The 15,021-nt window shown below is 61.2% G+C and carries 13 protein-coding genes; 9 read left to right on the top strand and 4 right to left on the bottom strand.

Features of this window, described 5'->3' with window-relative positions:
• Nucleotides 1-20: 20 nt before the first annotated feature.
• The 3 genes from ACIP1X_RS13910 to ACIP1X_RS13900 are packed head-to-tail and all read right to left on the bottom strand — an operon-like array spanning nucleotide 21 to nucleotide 3,595.
• Nucleotides 21-911: a LysR substrate-binding domain-containing protein gene (locus ACIP1X_RS13910; protein ID WP_212544614.1), complete on the bottom strand. Its 891-nt coding sequence runs from the start codon at nucleotides 909-911 to the stop codon at nucleotides 21-23.
• A gap of 6 nt (nucleotides 912-917) precedes the next feature.
• A complete protein-coding gene (locus tag ACIP1X_RS13905; RefSeq protein WP_400752825.1) occupies nucleotides 918-3,131 on the bottom strand; it encodes a molybdopterin cofactor-binding domain-containing protein in 2,214 nt (737 codons plus the stop codon).
• Nucleotides 3,131-3,595: a (2Fe-2S)-binding protein gene (locus ACIP1X_RS13900; protein WP_159815707.1), complete on the bottom strand. Its 465-nt coding sequence runs from the start codon at nucleotides 3,593-3,595 to the stop codon at nucleotides 3,131-3,133. Before ACIP1X_RS13900 ends, ACIP1X_RS13905 begins: the two co-directional genes overlap by 1 nt.
• A gap of 118 nt (nucleotides 3,596-3,713) precedes the next feature.
• On the opposite strand from ACIP1X_RS13900, the gene ACIP1X_RS13895 reads away from it, so the two are divergent.
• The 9 genes from ACIP1X_RS13895 (at nucleotide 3,714) to ACIP1X_RS13855 (ending at nucleotide 13,965) form a co-directional block, all read left to right on the top strand.
• Nucleotides 3,714-4,604: a LysR substrate-binding domain-containing protein gene (locus ACIP1X_RS13895; RefSeq protein WP_400752822.1), complete on the top strand. Its 891-nt coding sequence runs from the start codon at nucleotides 3,714-3,716 to the stop codon at nucleotides 4,602-4,604.
• A gap of 386 nt (nucleotides 4,605-4,990) precedes the next feature.
• Nucleotides 4,991-5,920, top strand: coding sequence for an amidohydrolase family protein (locus ACIP1X_RS13890; RefSeq protein ID WP_008081962.1), 930 nt, complete (start codon nucleotides 4,991-4,993; stop codon nucleotides 5,918-5,920).
• Nucleotides 5,921-5,924: 4 nt separating this feature from the next.
• Nucleotides 5,925-6,830: an amidohydrolase family protein gene (locus tag ACIP1X_RS13885; RefSeq protein WP_008081961.1), complete on the top strand. Its 906-nt coding sequence runs from the start codon at nucleotides 5,925-5,927 to the stop codon at nucleotides 6,828-6,830.
• Nucleotides 6,831-7,161: 331 nt separating this feature from the next.
• Entirely contained in the window at nucleotides 7,162-8,547 is a 1,386-nt protein-coding gene (locus ACIP1X_RS13880; RefSeq protein WP_400752819.1) for a UbiD family decarboxylase, read from the top strand.
• 11 nt (nucleotides 8,548-8,558) lie between these two features.
• On the top strand, nucleotides 8,559-9,179 hold the full coding sequence (locus tag ACIP1X_RS13875) for a UbiX family flavin prenyltransferase (RefSeq protein WP_400752846.1): 621 nt from the start codon (nucleotides 8,559-8,561) through the stop codon (nucleotides 9,177-9,179).
• A gap of 155 nt (nucleotides 9,180-9,334) precedes the next feature.
• Nucleotides 9,335-10,396 carry a CobW family GTP-binding protein gene (locus tag ACIP1X_RS13870; protein WP_400752816.1) on the top strand — a complete coding sequence of 354 codons (1,062 nt, stop codon included), beginning with the start codon at nucleotides 9,335-9,337 and terminating at the stop codon, nucleotides 10,394-10,396.
• A 397-nt stretch (nucleotides 10,397-10,793) separates the two neighbouring features.
• Entirely contained in the window at nucleotides 10,794-12,161 is a 1,368-nt protein-coding gene (locus tag ACIP1X_RS13865) for a nucleobase:cation symporter-2 family protein (protein ID WP_159814670.1), read from the top strand.
• A gap of 13 nt (nucleotides 12,162-12,174) precedes the next feature.
• Complete coding sequence (locus tag ACIP1X_RS13860) at nucleotides 12,175-13,563, top strand: amidohydrolase family protein (protein WP_400752813.1); 1,389 nt, start codon at nucleotides 12,175-12,177, stop codon at nucleotides 13,561-13,563.
• Nucleotides 13,564-13,767: 204 nt separating this feature from the next.
• Entirely contained in the window at nucleotides 13,768-13,965 is a 198-nt protein-coding gene (locus tag ACIP1X_RS13855; RefSeq protein WP_053121391.1) for a hypothetical protein, read from the top strand.
• Nucleotides 13,966-14,062: 97 nt separating this feature from the next.
• Here ACIP1X_RS13855 and ACIP1X_RS13850 read toward each other — a convergent pair whose 3' ends face one another.
• The gene (locus ACIP1X_RS13850) at nucleotides 14,063-14,977 is read right to left on the bottom strand and encodes a DHH family protein (RefSeq protein ID WP_400752811.1); all 915 of its coding nucleotides are present in this window, start codon (nucleotides 14,975-14,977) and stop codon (nucleotides 14,063-14,065) included.
• Nucleotides 14,978-15,021: the final 44 nt, after the last annotated feature.

The following is a 15,021-nucleotide window of genomic DNA, read 5'->3' as shown; positions in this document are numbered from 1 at the left end:
CGTGTCGCTCCCACAAGGGGTCAGTTGGAGTTTTGTGCCTTGAGTTCTCGCAGGGTATCGAGGAAGAGTTTCAGGACGGGGGAGGCATCGTCGGCCCGATACGTTGCATACAACGGCACTTCCGGCAACGCCGGGGTCAGGCGTCGAAACACCAGCCCCGCCGGCGCCAACTGTTCAATGGACGCCGGCAACAGCGCCACGCCAAACCCGGCTCGCACCAGGCTCAGCAACGTCTGCACCTCAATCACCTGCTGCCGTATCTGCGGGGTAAACCCGGCCTGAATGCAGCACTGATAGAGAAAATTGGCGAACCGCGACTGCTTCAGCTCCAGCGCCACAAACGGCTCCTGCGCCAGATCCGCCGGGGCCAGCACCTCGCGCTGCGCCAACGGATGATCCGCCGGCATCACCACGTGAATCGGCTCGTAAATCAGCAGTTCATTGCGCAACAGCGGATCGTCATAACCGACGCGAAACACGCAGGCATCAATGCGTTTCTCCTTCAACGCCTTGACCTGCGCCGCCGGGGTCATTTCGTGCAGGCGCCAATTGACCTGCGGATAACGCTCGCGAAACAGGTGCAAAGCCTTGGGCAGCACGCCGACCATCACCGAACTGATCATGCCGATTTCCAGTTCACCGAGCTGGCCGCGTCCGGTCTGCCGGGTCAGATCCAGCGCCCGCTCAAGCTGCTCGAACACCAGCGGCGCCTGCTCCTTGAGCATCTGCCCCGCCGCTGTCAGTTCAACCCGATGATGGCTGCGCTCGAACAGCGGCGTGCCCAGTTCCTCTTCCAGCAAACGAATCTGCTGGCTCAGCGGCGGCTGGCAGATATGCAGGCGTTCGGCAGCGCGACCGAAATGCAACTCATCGGCCAACGCCATGAAGTACCGCAGCAAGCGCAAGTCCATGGCGATTTATCCCAGGCTCAGTGGCGTCGAACGCTGGCGCACGCCGGTCAGCGCGAACAACGCATTGGCGATGGCCGGCACCACCGACGGACTGCCCAACTCGCCGACGCCACCGGGTTTGCTGGGCTCACCGTCGAGCACGAGGATGTCGGTGGCCGGCATGTCGGACATGCGCGTGACGCGATAGTCGTGGAAATTACTCTGCACCACCCTGCCCTGTTTGATGTCGAGCCGATCGAACAACGCGTGACCGAAGCCCCACATCAGGCCGCCGTAGATCTGCTCTTCAACACCGCCCGGCGACACCGCCAAACCGCAATCAACCACGCAGGTGAGCTTCTCGACTTTCGGCTTGCCGTCGACTGTCGCGACGCGCGCGACCACCGCAATAAAACTGGTGTAACCCTGATTGGTCGCAATCCCCAGCGCCGTGCCCGGTGGCAACGGCTGACCCCATCCGGCGCGCTCGGCTGCCTGCTTGAGCACCGCCACATGCCGTGGTCGCTCTTGCATATTGGCCAAGCGGAATGCCAATGGATCTGTACCGGCGGCATGCGCCAGCTCATCCATGAAACTTTCCACAGCAAACACGTTGGGAATAAAACTCACCGAGCGATACCAGCCGCTCGGCACGTCGCTTTCGTGCTTGACCCAATTCAATTCCAGATGCGGTGGACGGTAGGCGAAGTCCCACGCGGTGATCGCTTCGGTGGTGCTGTAATCCATCTTGTCCGGGCGTTCGAAATAACCCGGTTCCCACTGTTCCGGGGAGGCCGGCGATACCGCGTGCAATTGCAGCGCGCTGAGTTTGCCTTGAGCATCCAGCGCACCTTTGACCCGATGCAAGGTTGCCGGGTGATTGAACAGCGCGTGCATTTCATCTTCACGGCTGTTGAGCAGTTTCACCGGCACGCCGGTTTTCTGCGCCAGATACGCGACTTCAAACAACCAGTATTTCGCCTCCCGCGCACCGAAGCTGCCGCCCGACACCAACTCATGAATGGTGACGTTGGCCTTGTCGATCCCGCACACGGTTTGCGCCGCTTCCAGTGCCGACGACGGCACCTGCACGCCGCCCCAATAGGTGATCGCCTTGTCCTTGACCTGCGCGGTGATGCAGATCGGTTCCAGCGGGTTTTGCACCTTGTAGGGCATGGTGTAATCGGCTTCGATCAGCTTCGCCGCGCCCGCCCATTGCCCGGCGACATCACCTTGGGTCATGGCTTTGACGGTTTGCGCTTGCGGATCGCCGATGGCTTTGGCTTGAGCGCTGAACAACTGCTCGCTGTCGAACCCGGCCAAAGGTGAATCGCTCCACTTGATCTCCAGTACTTTGCGGCCATGCTGCGCGGCCCAGAACGTATCCGCCAACACGGCGACGCCTTCCAGATTGCCGCCGAGCACATCCGGACGCCCGGGAATCGCCAACACCTTGCGTACGCCCGGCACTTGCAGAGCCGCCGCTGAATCGACGCTGACGACCTTCGCGCCAACAACGGGCGCACGCTGAATCACCGCCACCAGCATGTCCGGCAATTGCACGTCGATGCTGTACTTGAACCGCCCGCACACCTTGGCCGCTGCATCGCGTTTGTGCCGCAGCTTGCCGATGTATTTGAACTGCGCCGGGTCTTTCAGCGTGACGTGGGTCGGCGCTGGCAGATTCGCCGCGACCCCGACCAGTTCGCCATAACCGAGGCTACGCTTACTCGACGTGTGAACGACGCGACCTTCCTCGGTGGTGCAACTGTCGGGGCTGACTTTCCACTGTTTCGCCGCTGCTGTAATCAACAGCGCCCGCGCCGTGGCACCGGCCATGCGCAAGCGATCGTATTCGAGGGAAACGCTGGTGCTGCCGCCCGTGGAGAAGACTTTCCAGACCGGATGAATGTAGGTTTCGAAAAACGGGTCTTCCGGGGTAATCACCTGCACGGTCATCGGGTTGACGTCCAGCTCTTCCGCCACACACGCGGCCAATGCCGTTTGCGTGCCGGTGCCGGAATCGTGCTTGTGCACCACCAGTTTCACCGTGCCGTCGGGAAAGATCCGCACCCAGGCATTCGGCTCAAATTCGTTGGCCGGCGCCATGGCTTTTGGATCGGTGGCTGCGATGCCGCCGGGCAGATACAGGGCAATCGCCAGTCCGGAAGCGACGGTCGCCGCTTGCTTGAGAAAAACCCGGCGCGGCAGTTCGATGCGGGTGTCGTCGATGAGGCTCATCACGCCTCCTTCGGCGCATTCGCCGCACGTTTGATCGCTTTGTTGATGCGCCCGTAAGTGCCGCAGCGGCAGATATTTCCGGACATGGCGTTGCGGATCGAATCGTCGGTCACTGCCGCACCGGTGTTGAGCAGCGCGGCGGCGGACATGATCTGCCCGGATTGACAGTAGCCGCATTGCGGCACATCTTCGGCGACCCAGGCCAGTTGCAGCGGATGGTTCTCCGTCGGCGACAAACCTTCGATGGTGGTGATGCTGTGGCCCGCGACGGCGGCCGCTGGCAGTTGGCAGGAACGCACCGCGACGCCGTCCAGGTGCACGGTGCAGGCACCGCACAGGCCCATGCCGCAGCCGAACTTGGTGCCGGTGAGTTTCAGTTGATCACGCAAGACCCATAACAAGGGCATGGAGGAGGACGCTTCATCCAGCTCGCGTCGTTCGCCGTTAACCGTGAATGCAATCATTGTCAGGCTCCAAAAGAGCGGCCCGTCTTTGTGCAGGCCTGGTCACCGATTATTGGAACCCTGAGCAACACGCGGCCAGCGACGATTTCTGCCAACCGCTGTAAGCAGGACTAACAACATGTACAAGCGATACCCGTCGGTGCAGTCCATGAGCGCGTTTATCCACGCCGCGCGCAGCGGCAGTTTCTCCAGTGCTGCGCGCAAACTGGATCTGACCCACAGCGCGATCAGCCAGCAGATCCGTGCGCTGGAAGATTTCATTGGCCAGCCGTTGTTCGTGCGTGAGGGGGGTGGCAGCAACCTGACCGATGCCGGGCAGTTGTTTGCCAGTGTGTTGTCGGACGGTCTGGCGCAGATTGACCGGGCGATCTCGTCGGTGAAAAACCGCAGCGTCGCGCAACGTTTGACCCTCGATGTCGACAGTGAACTGGCGCAGAGCTGGCTCAATCCGCGCCTGCCGCAGTTGCTCGATGGGCTGCCGGATTACGAGGTGACGTTGCTGTCGATGCCGCGCAGTGATCGCGGCACGTTTGAGCGGGTCGATCTGGCGTTGCGCTATGGCTATGGCGATTGGGACGACTGCGAGATGACGCAGATTTGTGGCGATCGGGTGTTGGCGGTGGCTTCGCCGGATTTGCTGGAACGCTATGGATTGCAGGTGCCGTTGAGCCCGGCGCAGATTTTGGAGTTGCCGTTGTTGGGGTATACGCGAAGGTCGTGGATTCCGTGGCTGGATGCGGCCGGAATGACCCCGACCGAGCCACCGGCACGGGTGATTTTTGATAATGCGGCGAATTTGATTGCGGCTGCCGAGGCTGGCGTTGGCGCGGGGCTGGTGCGTGGATTACTCGCGGCTGATGCGTTGCGCAGTGGGCGGTTGGTGGCGCTGAACGAGGCGCAGATTGCGGCGCATTACAACCTTTACGCGGTGTGGCCGCATGGGCAGGCGGAGCGTGTGGCGCCGGTGGTTGAGGCGATCAAACTGTTGGCTTTGCAAACACAGTCCTGACGCCTTCGCGAGCAAGCCCGCTCCCAGATTGGAATGCGTACCCCCGGTGGGAGCGGGCTTGCTCGCGAAGAGGCCGGCACATCCATGAAGATCAAAAGATCGCAGCCTGCGGCAGCTCCTACACCGATCCCTGTAGGAGCTGCCGCAGGCTGCGATCTTTTGATCTTGATGCAGCCATATCGAACGCATATCACCACCCCTCCCAATTAATATTGTACGAACCCCTCCCCCCTTTCCAATACTCGCCCTCAGCAGCCACCCACCCGGGCCGGATGCGAACAGGCGAGGGAATGCGCGAGTCTTGCGCATAGAAACGGCCGATTGCCCGGGACGTGGATGCCGAGAGCCGCAAGGCTCCCTTCCCCGCTATCAGGAGATCGACTGCAATGATCATCGATATCAGCTGCTATCCCACCGATCTGGTGGACCTCGCCTGGAGGCATGACGGTGACCCGTTCACCGGCGAGCGTCTGCTGGAGATGATGGATGGCCCGTACATGGTCAACGGCAAGCCTCGCCGCATTGACAAAGCCTTCATCCAGCCGCCGCAAGGCAACACGATTTACACCTGGACCGACGGCGACCTGACCGGCCGTGAATCCATCGATGCCTACATGGCCTACACCCTGAAAATGGTGCAGACCTACCCGGATCGTTTCATCGGCTGCTTCGTCTACAACCCGCGCTGCGGCGTGGAAAACGGCGTCGAGGCGATCGAGCGCTACGTCAAGGAACACGGTTTCGGCATGGTGCAGATGCAGGCCAACATGCACGCCTACCGTCCTGACCGCGCACTCGACTGGGTGCGCCCATGCTTCGAGAAGTGCGCCGAGCTGGGCATTCCGGTCAAGCTGCACACCGGCGACGGGCCTTACAGCATCCCGTCGGAATGGGTGCCGATGATCAAGGAATTCCCTAACGTCAATTTCATCATGGCCCACTTCGGCGTGCAGACCGGTGGCGTCTACGTGTTCGAACCGATGCAATGGGCGATGGAATTGCCCAACGTCTACTGCGAATCCGGCTGGTGCCTGCAATCGCGGATCGTCGAATTCGCCAAGGTCTTGCCGACGCACAAGATCCTCTTCGGCACCGACACACCGCCGAACGAACCGGGCATGTGGCTGCGCCTGCTCGAAGTGCTCTGCCACGAACCGCCGCAAGGCCTGAACCTCGACGAGGACACCCTCGAAGACTACTTGGGCAACAACACCGCGCGGATGATCGGCCTTGAGCCAACCCCGCCACCACGTTCCGTTTCCGAAGCAGAGGCGCAACTCAAGCGCCCCGTCACCACTCAACTGGCCAGGAGCTGAACCGATGATCATCGACACCCATCTGCACCCAACAAATCTGGTCGACGAGGCCTGGCGCCACACTGGCGAACCGTTCACCGGCGAGCGCATGCTCAAGCTGATGGACGGCCCGTACATGATCAACGGCAAACCACGCCGCATCGACATGGGTTTCATCCAGCCGCCACCGGGCAACACCGGTTATCGCGACGGCAACCGCCGGGGCCGCGAAGGCGTACGCGACTACATGTCGTACATCGCCGAACTGTGCATGAAGTACCCGGATCGCTTCATCGGCAACTTCAACTTCAACCCGCGCTGGGGACCGGAAAACGGTGCAGCGGAGCTGGAATTCCACATCAAGGAATACGGCTTCAAGATGCTCAAACTGCACGCCAACATGCACGGCTATCGCCCGGATCGCGCACTCGACTGGCTGCGTCCGGCGATGAAGGTCTGCGCCAAGTACAACATCGTCGTGCTGATCCACACCGGCGACGGCCCGTACACGATTCCGACGATGTTCTACCCGATCATCCGCGAGTTCCCGATGGTCAATTTCATCATCGGCCACTTCGGTATCCAGACCGGCGGCAACTACTCGTTCGAAGCGTTCTGGATGGCGATGGACACGCCGAACGTGTACTGCGAATCGGGCTGGTGCTTCCAGTCGCGGATCGTCGAATTCGCCAAGGAACTGCCGCGCAACAAGATCGTGTTCGGCACCGATTCGCCTCCGAATGAGCCGGGGATGTGGCTGAGGGAACTGGAGGTGTTGTGCTCGCCGGCGCCGCAGGGTTTGGGGATTGATGAGGATCATCTCGAAGACTACCTGGGCAACAACATCGCAAGGTTGTGCGGGATCGAACCGACGCCACCGCCGAAGGATCTGGCCGAGGCCGACATTCGCCTGACCACCACGTACCTCTAGATAACGCAGATCCTTGGGGTAACAAGGAAACCCTGTGGCGAGGGGATTTAGCGAAACGTCGCACCGCCCCGTTCGGCTGCGCAGCAGTCGCAAAACCTGTAAATGAGGTTTTCCTGACACAGCGCAATTGCGGGTTTTGGGGCCGCTTCGCAGCCCAACGGGGATAAATCCCCTCGCCACAAAGGCCCTCGCCACAAGGGATCTGTACACAGAGCACACAGCGACTTTACAGGCACGAAGATGACCCGGCGTTCGTTCGACCGGCAGGCCAACGGCTGGCCGCGCGAACGCCCTCTCACCCCTGCGTGCCTGCTTTTTACGAGGTGACACCATGACCCGTTCGACGCTCGGCGATTCTCAGGACTTTCACGTGTTCATCGACGCCTATCGCCGTGAGTACCCGGACGATGTGTTGACCGTCACTCAACCGATTTCTGCCGATCAGGACGTCACCGCCCTGGTCGATGCCCTCGCCGCCCAAGGCCGCGATCCGCTGCTGATCTGCGAAAACGTCGGCCACCTCGGCGTGCCGGTGGCGTCTAATCTGTTCGCCTCCCGCACCCGCATCGCCCGGCTGTTCGGCGTCACCCCGGCGCAACTGCACGAAACCTTTCAAACCCGCGCCAACCAACCCATCGCTCCGCATTATGTAGAAAGCGGCCCGATTCTCGATGAAGTCTTCGAAGGCGAAGCGCTGGATCTGGCGCTGCTGCCGATGCTCAAGCATTTCGACAGCGATCGCGGGCCGTACATCACCAACGCCATCATCGTTGCCGAAGACCCGCTGACCGGCATCGCCAACATGAGCTATCACCGCTCGATGCGCCACGCCCGCCAGGCCCTCGCCACCAGCCTGCATTCACGCGGTCATTTGTGGCGGATGCTGCAAACCGCCCGCGAACGTGGCGAAGAATTGCGTGTGGCCATGGTGGTTGGCGCGCACCCACTGTTCATGCTCGCCGCCGCTGCACGCTTGCCCTATGGCGCCGATGAACGCGCCGTCGCTGGCGGGCTGTTTGGTGCGCCGCTGGAACTGGTGAAAACTCCACGCTACGGCATCGGTGTACCAGCGTATGCCGAGTTTGTTCTGGAAGGCGCGATTGACCCGGCGGCCTATGCCGAGGAAGGCCCGTTCGGTGAATTCAGCGGTTATTCCTCGGATCGCTCGACCAACAATGTGCTGCGTGTCGACACCCTGTTAAAGCGCAAGGACGCCTGGCTGGTCGACGTGATGGGTGGCCGCTACGCCGAGCATTTGACCCTCGCCCGCCTGCCGCGCGAAGCGGAGATGAGCGAAAAACTCAAGGCACGTTTCCCCGCTGTCACCGCCGTGCATTATCCGAATTCCGGCACGCATTTTCACTGCTACGTGGCGCTGGATCAGAGCCGCGACGGCGAGGCGCGGCAGATCATGCTGGCGTTGCTCGGCTGGGATCCGTACCTGAAAACCGTGATCGCGGTGGACAGCGATATCGACATCAGCGATGACAGCCAGGTGCTGTGGGCACTGGCCACACACTTCCAGCCGCACCTGGATATTTTCACCATCGATGGCTTGCCGGGCAGTCCGCTTGATCCTTCGTCGTCGGTCAACGGCACCACTTCGCGGATGGGCCTGGATGCGACTCGCGGTTCCGGGTTTGACGGGATCAAGGCGCAGCTGGATCAGGATGTACTGGAACGCGCGCGGGTTTTGCTCAAAGGACTGGAATCGTGAACCGGCAACGGATGGTGGTCGGCATCAGCGGCGCGTCCGGCTTCATCTACGGCGTGCGCTTGCTGCAATTGCTCACCGAGCTGGACATCGAAAGCCACCTGATCATCAGTCGCGCGGCGCTGCTGACCATGGCCCACGAAACCGACTTCAAACTCGCCGACGTCACTGCATTGGCCAGTCATTACCACCGCGTCGATGACGTCGCCGCCGGGATTGCCAGCGGATCGTTTCGCTGCCTCGGCATGGTGGTGGCGCCGTGTTCGATGAGGACGCTGGCGGAGATTGCCACCGGAACGTCTTCGGGGCTGATCGGCCGTGCTGCCGACGTCACGCTCAAGGAGCGCCGCACGCTGGTGTTGATGGCCCGCGAAACCCCGCTGACCCTCGCCCACCTGCGCAACATGACCGCCGTCACCGAGATGGGCGGAATCATCGCCCCGCCGGTGCCCGCGTTCTACGCCCGCCCGGCGAATCTTGCACAAATGGTCGACCACAGCCTCGGCCGCGTGCTCGACCTGTTCGGCCTCGATGCCGGCGTCGCACGACGCTGGCGTGAACACCCGGATCCAACTGTGGAAATCAATAACTGTGGCGAGGGGATTTATCCCCGCTCGGCTGCGAAGCAGTCGTAAAACCGGCAACCGCGGTCTGCCTGATACAGCGCGGTGGCAGGATTTGGGGCCGCTTCGCAGCCCATCGGGGATAAATCCCCTCGCCACAAGGGTTAAACATCAAAAATTTAATCACCCCGAATTCAGTGTGCACCGGTCAATCAAAGGAGCTTCAAATGAACACCCCATTCAACGCCCCAACCCGCAACACCAAAATCCCCGTGACCATCCTCACCGGTTTCCTCGGTGCCGGTAAAACCACCCTGCTCAACTACATCCTCAAAGAAAACCACGGTCGCAAAATCGCCGTGATCGAAAACGAATTCGGTGAAGTCGGCATCGACGGCGATCTCGTCCTCAGTTCCGAGACCGAAGAAATCTACGAGATGGTCAACGGCTGCGTGTGCTGTACCGCCGAAGTTCGCGAGGACTTGGTGCGCATCGTCCGCGAACTGGTCGCGCGCCCGGTGCGCCTCGATCACATCCTCATCGAAACCAGCGGCCTGGCCGATCCGTACCCGGTGGCGCAGAGCTTTTTCATCAATGACCCGATCGCCGATGAAGTCGAACTCGACGCCATCGTGACCATGGTCGACGCCAAGCACATCGCCCAGCACCTGGAGGATCTGCAACTCGACGGCGTCGACAATCAGGCGGTGGATCAGATCGTTTGCGCCGACCGGATCGTCATCAACAAGGTCGATCTGGTCAGCGCTGAAGAAGTGGAAACCTTGCGCGGCAAGATCCGTGGCTTGAATGCCACGGCAGATCTGGTGACCTCGACCCACGCGCAAATCGACCTGACGAAGATCCTCGGCATCGGCGCGTTTGAATGCACGCAGAAGCTGATGGAAATCGGCGCGGATCAGCCCGATCACGATCACCACGACCATGAGCATCACGCTGAGCACTCTATTGAAGAGCAGGATCACCAACACGACCCAAGCGTGTCATCGGTGGGCATCGCTGTGGACGGCGCGGTCAACCTGATGGCGTTCCATCGCTGGATCAGCGAGCTGCGCTCCTCCCAGGCCGACAACCTGTACCGCATGAAAGGCGTGCTCGCCGTGGCCAATGAAGACCAGCGCTACGTGCTGCAAGGCGTGCACAGCCTGGTGGAATTTCGCGCCTCAACCGCGTGGGGCACGGAGCCCCGCTCGAGCAAGATCGTGTTCATCGGCCGCGACCTGGATCGCGCGGCCCTAAACCAAGGCTTCGCCGCCTGCCTGGCAGGCTGAAACAAGGCATCGAAGCCGGTGGATGGCGGCTTCGGGCACATGTGTACGAATGACTGATGCCAAAATCGGCCCTGTAAATCTGTGGAGTGATCCCTGTGTTGAGGTTCTGTGCTGAGGCAATTTTCTTTTGCTGAGGCAATTTACCTGCGGGGAGGCAGTTAATTTGTGGCGAGGGGATTTATCCCCGATGGGGTGCGAAGCGCCCCCAAAACCTGTACTCGCGGTTTACCAGAAAAACCGCATGTGCTGGATTTGCGACTGCTGCGCAGCCGATCGGGGCGGTGCGACGTTTCGCTAAATCCCCTCGCCACAAAGGTTCACTCCTACAGGGGATCTGCAGCAGGCATCAGACGAATACCCCTCTCTACCGCATAAAAACAGCCAGAGGTGTTTCCCCATGTCGTCAGCCACATCCCCATCAAAAACCGCATCCACCGTGCACCCCGTCGACCGCGTTTTGCCGGTACGACAGATGCTCACCCTCGGCCTGCAACACATGGCCGTCTCGTACATCGGCGCCATCGCCGTGCCGTTGATTGTCGCCAGTGCCCTGAAAATGTCCCACGCCGACACGGTGGTGCTGATCAGTACCACGCTGTTCTGTTCCGGCATTGCCACCCTCCTGCAAACCGTCGGCTTCTGGAAATTCGGCGTGCGCCTGCCAATTCTGCAAGGCGTGGCTTTCAGCAGCGTTGGCCCGGTGATCGCCATCGGCAGCAACCCGGAGGTTGGGTTCGCCGGGGTCTGCGGGGCCGTGATCGGCGCGGGGATTTTCACCATGCTGATGGCGCCCTTCGTCGGTCGATTACGGCGGTTTTTTCCGCCCGTGGTCACCGGTTGCATCGTCACCGTGATCGGTTTACAGCTGTTCCCGATTGCCTACGAATGGGTCGGCGGCGGGCGCAACGCGAGCAACTTCGGCGCGCCGGCGTTCCTTGGTGTGGCGGTGGTGGTGTTGCTGACGATCCTGTTGGTCAACCGCTATGGCAGCCCGATGCTGCGCAACATGGCGGTGTTGATCGGGATGCTGGTTGGCGCCGGACTGGCCTACGGTCTGGGCATGGGCAGTTTTCACAGCGTCGAAGATGCGCCGTGGCTGACCGTGCCCTACCCGTTCTATTTCGGCCTGCCAACCTTCAGCCTGATCCCCATCGCGACCATGGTGGTGGTGATGATCGTGCAGATGGTCGAGTCGATGGGGCTGTTCGTGGCCATCGGCGACATTGTCGAAAAACCGGTCGAGGACAAACAGGTCATCAACGGTCTGCGCGCCAATGGCCTGGCCAGCACCATCGCCGGGATGTTCGCCGCGTTCCCGTTTATCGCCTTCATGGAAAACGTCGGCCTGGTGATCCTCACCGGCGTGCGCAGCCGTTGGGTGGTCGCGGTCAGCGGCTTGCTGATGTGCTCGATTGCCTTGGTGCCGAAGGCCGGCGCGATCATCGCTTCGATGCCGACCGCCGCTCTCGGTGGCGCTGGCATTGCCATGTTCGGCGTGGTTGCGGCGGCGGGCATTCAGACCCTCGCCAAAGTCGATTACGAGCGCAATCGCTACAACGTCTTGATCGTCGGTTTCACCATCGCCGCCGCGCTGGTACCGGTGCTCGCACCCACCTTGTTCAAACAACTCCCCGAGTGGTCGCAGCCGTTCCTGCACAGCAGCGTGGTTATCGCTTGCCTGGTGTCGGTGCTGCTCAACGCCGCGCTGAATGGCGTCAGCGTGCCGGAAACCACCGCCAGTAAATCCGCCTCGCACATCCTTTAGTTTGGAGCTGCCCATGACTCAACTTCAGAACATCCTGATCAAAAACCCGGTCGCGGTGATGACCGGCCTGCGCGGCCCTCGCGCGCGGGCCGGGGCCGTGGACGTCCGCGTGGTCAACGGTCGCATCGCCGAAATGGCCGCGAACCTTGAACCACAACCCGGCGAACGGCTGATCGACGCGCGCAACTGCGTGGTCTATCCCGGCTGGATCAACACCCACCATCACCTGTTCCAGAACCTGCTCAAAGCCGTGCCCGAAGGCTTGAATCAGGATCTGCAAGGCTGGCTGGCCAGCGTGCCCTACCCGCGCCTCAACCGCTTTACCCCGCAACTGGCGCGGATCGCCGCACGGTTGGGCATGGTCGAGTTGCTGCTGTCCGGCGTCACCACCTGCGCCGATCACCACTACCTCTACCACGCCCACGGCAGCACCGAGACCGGCGACGTACTGTTCGACATGGCCGATGAATTTGGCCTGCGTTTTGTGTTGTGCCGAGGCGGCGCGCTGGAGTCGGCGAGCGCCCACCCGGGCTTCTCGAAAACCGCGCTGCAACCGGAGAGCCTTGAGCAAATGGTCGGCGACATCGAACGGCTGAAATCGCTGTATCACCAGGACACTCCAGACGCGATGCGCCGCGTGGTTGTCGCGCCAACCACGCCAACGTTCTCGCTGCCGCCAACCCTGTTACGCGAACTCGCCCACACCGCACGCGGCCTCGGTTTGCGCCTGCATACGCACCTGTCGGAAACGCAGAACTACGTGAATTTCTGCCGCGAAAAATACAACTGCCTGCCGGTGGAATTCGTCGCCGAACACGAATGGCTCGGCCCCGACGTTTGGTTCGCCCACGCCGTACACCTGCAACCGGGCGAAATCCGCATGCTCGCGCAGACCGGCACCGGGGTCTCGCATTGCCCGGTGAGCAATGCGCGGCTGGGCAGCGGCGTCGCGCCAGTGCCGCAGATGTACGAGGCAGGTGTGCCGATTTCCCTGGGCGTGGATGGCGTAGCGTCGAATGAATCCGGAAGCATGGTCGGTGAGGCCAACACCGCGTGGCTGATCCACCGCGCCGAACAAGGCGCCTCGGCGACCACCGCTGAAGACGTCATTCACTGGGGCACGGCGGGTGGCGCGCAGGTGTTGGGACTCGGCGCGGTTGGCACGCTCGAAATCGGGCAAGCGGCGGATCTGGTGGTCTACAGTCTCGATCACCCACGGTTCTACGGCTTCCACGACAGCGCCGTCGCCCCGGTGGTTGCGGGTGAACCGATCACGGTGAAATACAGCCTGGTCGGCGGCCGGATTGTGGTCGACAACGGCGTAATCCCCGGCCTGGACATCGAACGCATGCGCGCCGAAGCGTGGGAAGGCGTGCAGCAACTGATGAACGTTGACGACTGACCAAAACCCACCACAAACCCCCTGTGGGAGCGGGCTTGCTCGCGAAAGCGGTATGTCATTCAGCAGTTGTGCCGACTGAACCACCGCTTTCGCGAGCAAGCCCGCTCCCACAGAAAAGCCAGCCATTCGCGCGTCTCGGGTTTGTCGTCTAACGTTACTCCCTCATCGGACTGAGCCCCTGGGCTCTTGATCAAGGAGAGACTGATGACGTCGCGTCGCACGATCGAACAGACCTACCGCACCTGGTCCAGCCCCATTCTGCTGGAGCTGAAAAAGCGCGAACACCAAATGGCGCCGTTCGAGCGTCAGGCGCTGGAGAATGTGTTGGTGGAGAGACGGTTGCTGGATATCGGCAATCCGCAGGGCAATGACCGCCGAACAAAAAACCTCACACTGGATTAATCGCTAACCCTTGTAGGAGCTGAGCTTGCTCGCGAAGGCATTGTGTCAGGCAGATGTGATTTGCCTGACACACCGCCTTCGCGAGCAAGCTCGGCTCCTACAGGTTTGTGTGTAGGCCCAGTTTGAGTAGTTCCTTGCGCAGGATTGAGGGTGCGTGGACGGCCATGCCGGCGTGCCAGTCCAGTGTCAGCAGGCGATTGAGTTTGCGTTGGCTCAACACCGGGTCTGCCAGCAAACAACTATTCCGGTCGCGGATGCTGATGACATTCAGCATCCAGTCATCGCCCTGCTCCGCCATCCACTGGCGGATCGCTGGCCGATGCTTTTGCAGCAACGCATCGGCATCCCACACGGTCATTTGTGCGAAGACTTGCGGCAGATTACTTTCGGGTTTCAGCCGTTTCAGGTCGGCTGCCAAGGCATTGGCAAGGTCTGATTCGATGCTGGTCTGGCATTCGAGGAAGTATTTCTCGGGCCAGTCGGTCGCGAGTTTCGCCCGAAATGCGAGTTCGGCGTAGGCGTCGATGTCCGCTGCGGTCGTCATCTGGCTGGTGAAGTTCAGGGTGTTGTCGAGGATCGCGGTGGCCAGCAGTGCGGCGCTTTGTTCGCTGATTTTTGCTAGCAAGTCTGAGGTCTGCCAACGCTGAAAGACCTGAGTTGCCGCAGCGCCGATCGGGCGGATGTCGGCGGCCGAACCGAGTTTCTTTGCCCAGTAATCTTCGTAACCTGGATGATGGTCGATGACTTCCACGACCTGATCGAGCACGACCAGTGGATCGAAATGGTGATAGTCGGATACGTCGACCAAGATGAATTCGTCAGTCAGCGATGGTTCATGCGTTTGAAAAGCGCGACCCCAAGCAAGCACGGTTTTCGAGACGCTGGCGTTGGGTTTTGCACTGCTGACGGCGCGGGCGGGGATGCCTTGCAGATTGAGTAATTCGGCGTAGGCGATGCAGCAGGCGTAGGCGTCGATGTCCAGATAGGACGCGCCGGAGGTGATGATTTTCATGGGCGGCAACGTCGCACATTTTCATGACATTTGCGTGTCAGCAA

This window comes from Pseudomonas sp. NPDC088885 (assembly GCF_044750025.1).
GTDB lineage: Bacteria > Pseudomonadota > Gammaproteobacteria > Pseudomonadales > Pseudomonadaceae > Aquipseudomonas > Aquipseudomonas rustica.
Note: the sequence above shows the minus strand (reverse complement) of the source record. Positions and strands in the feature narration are given on the sequence as shown.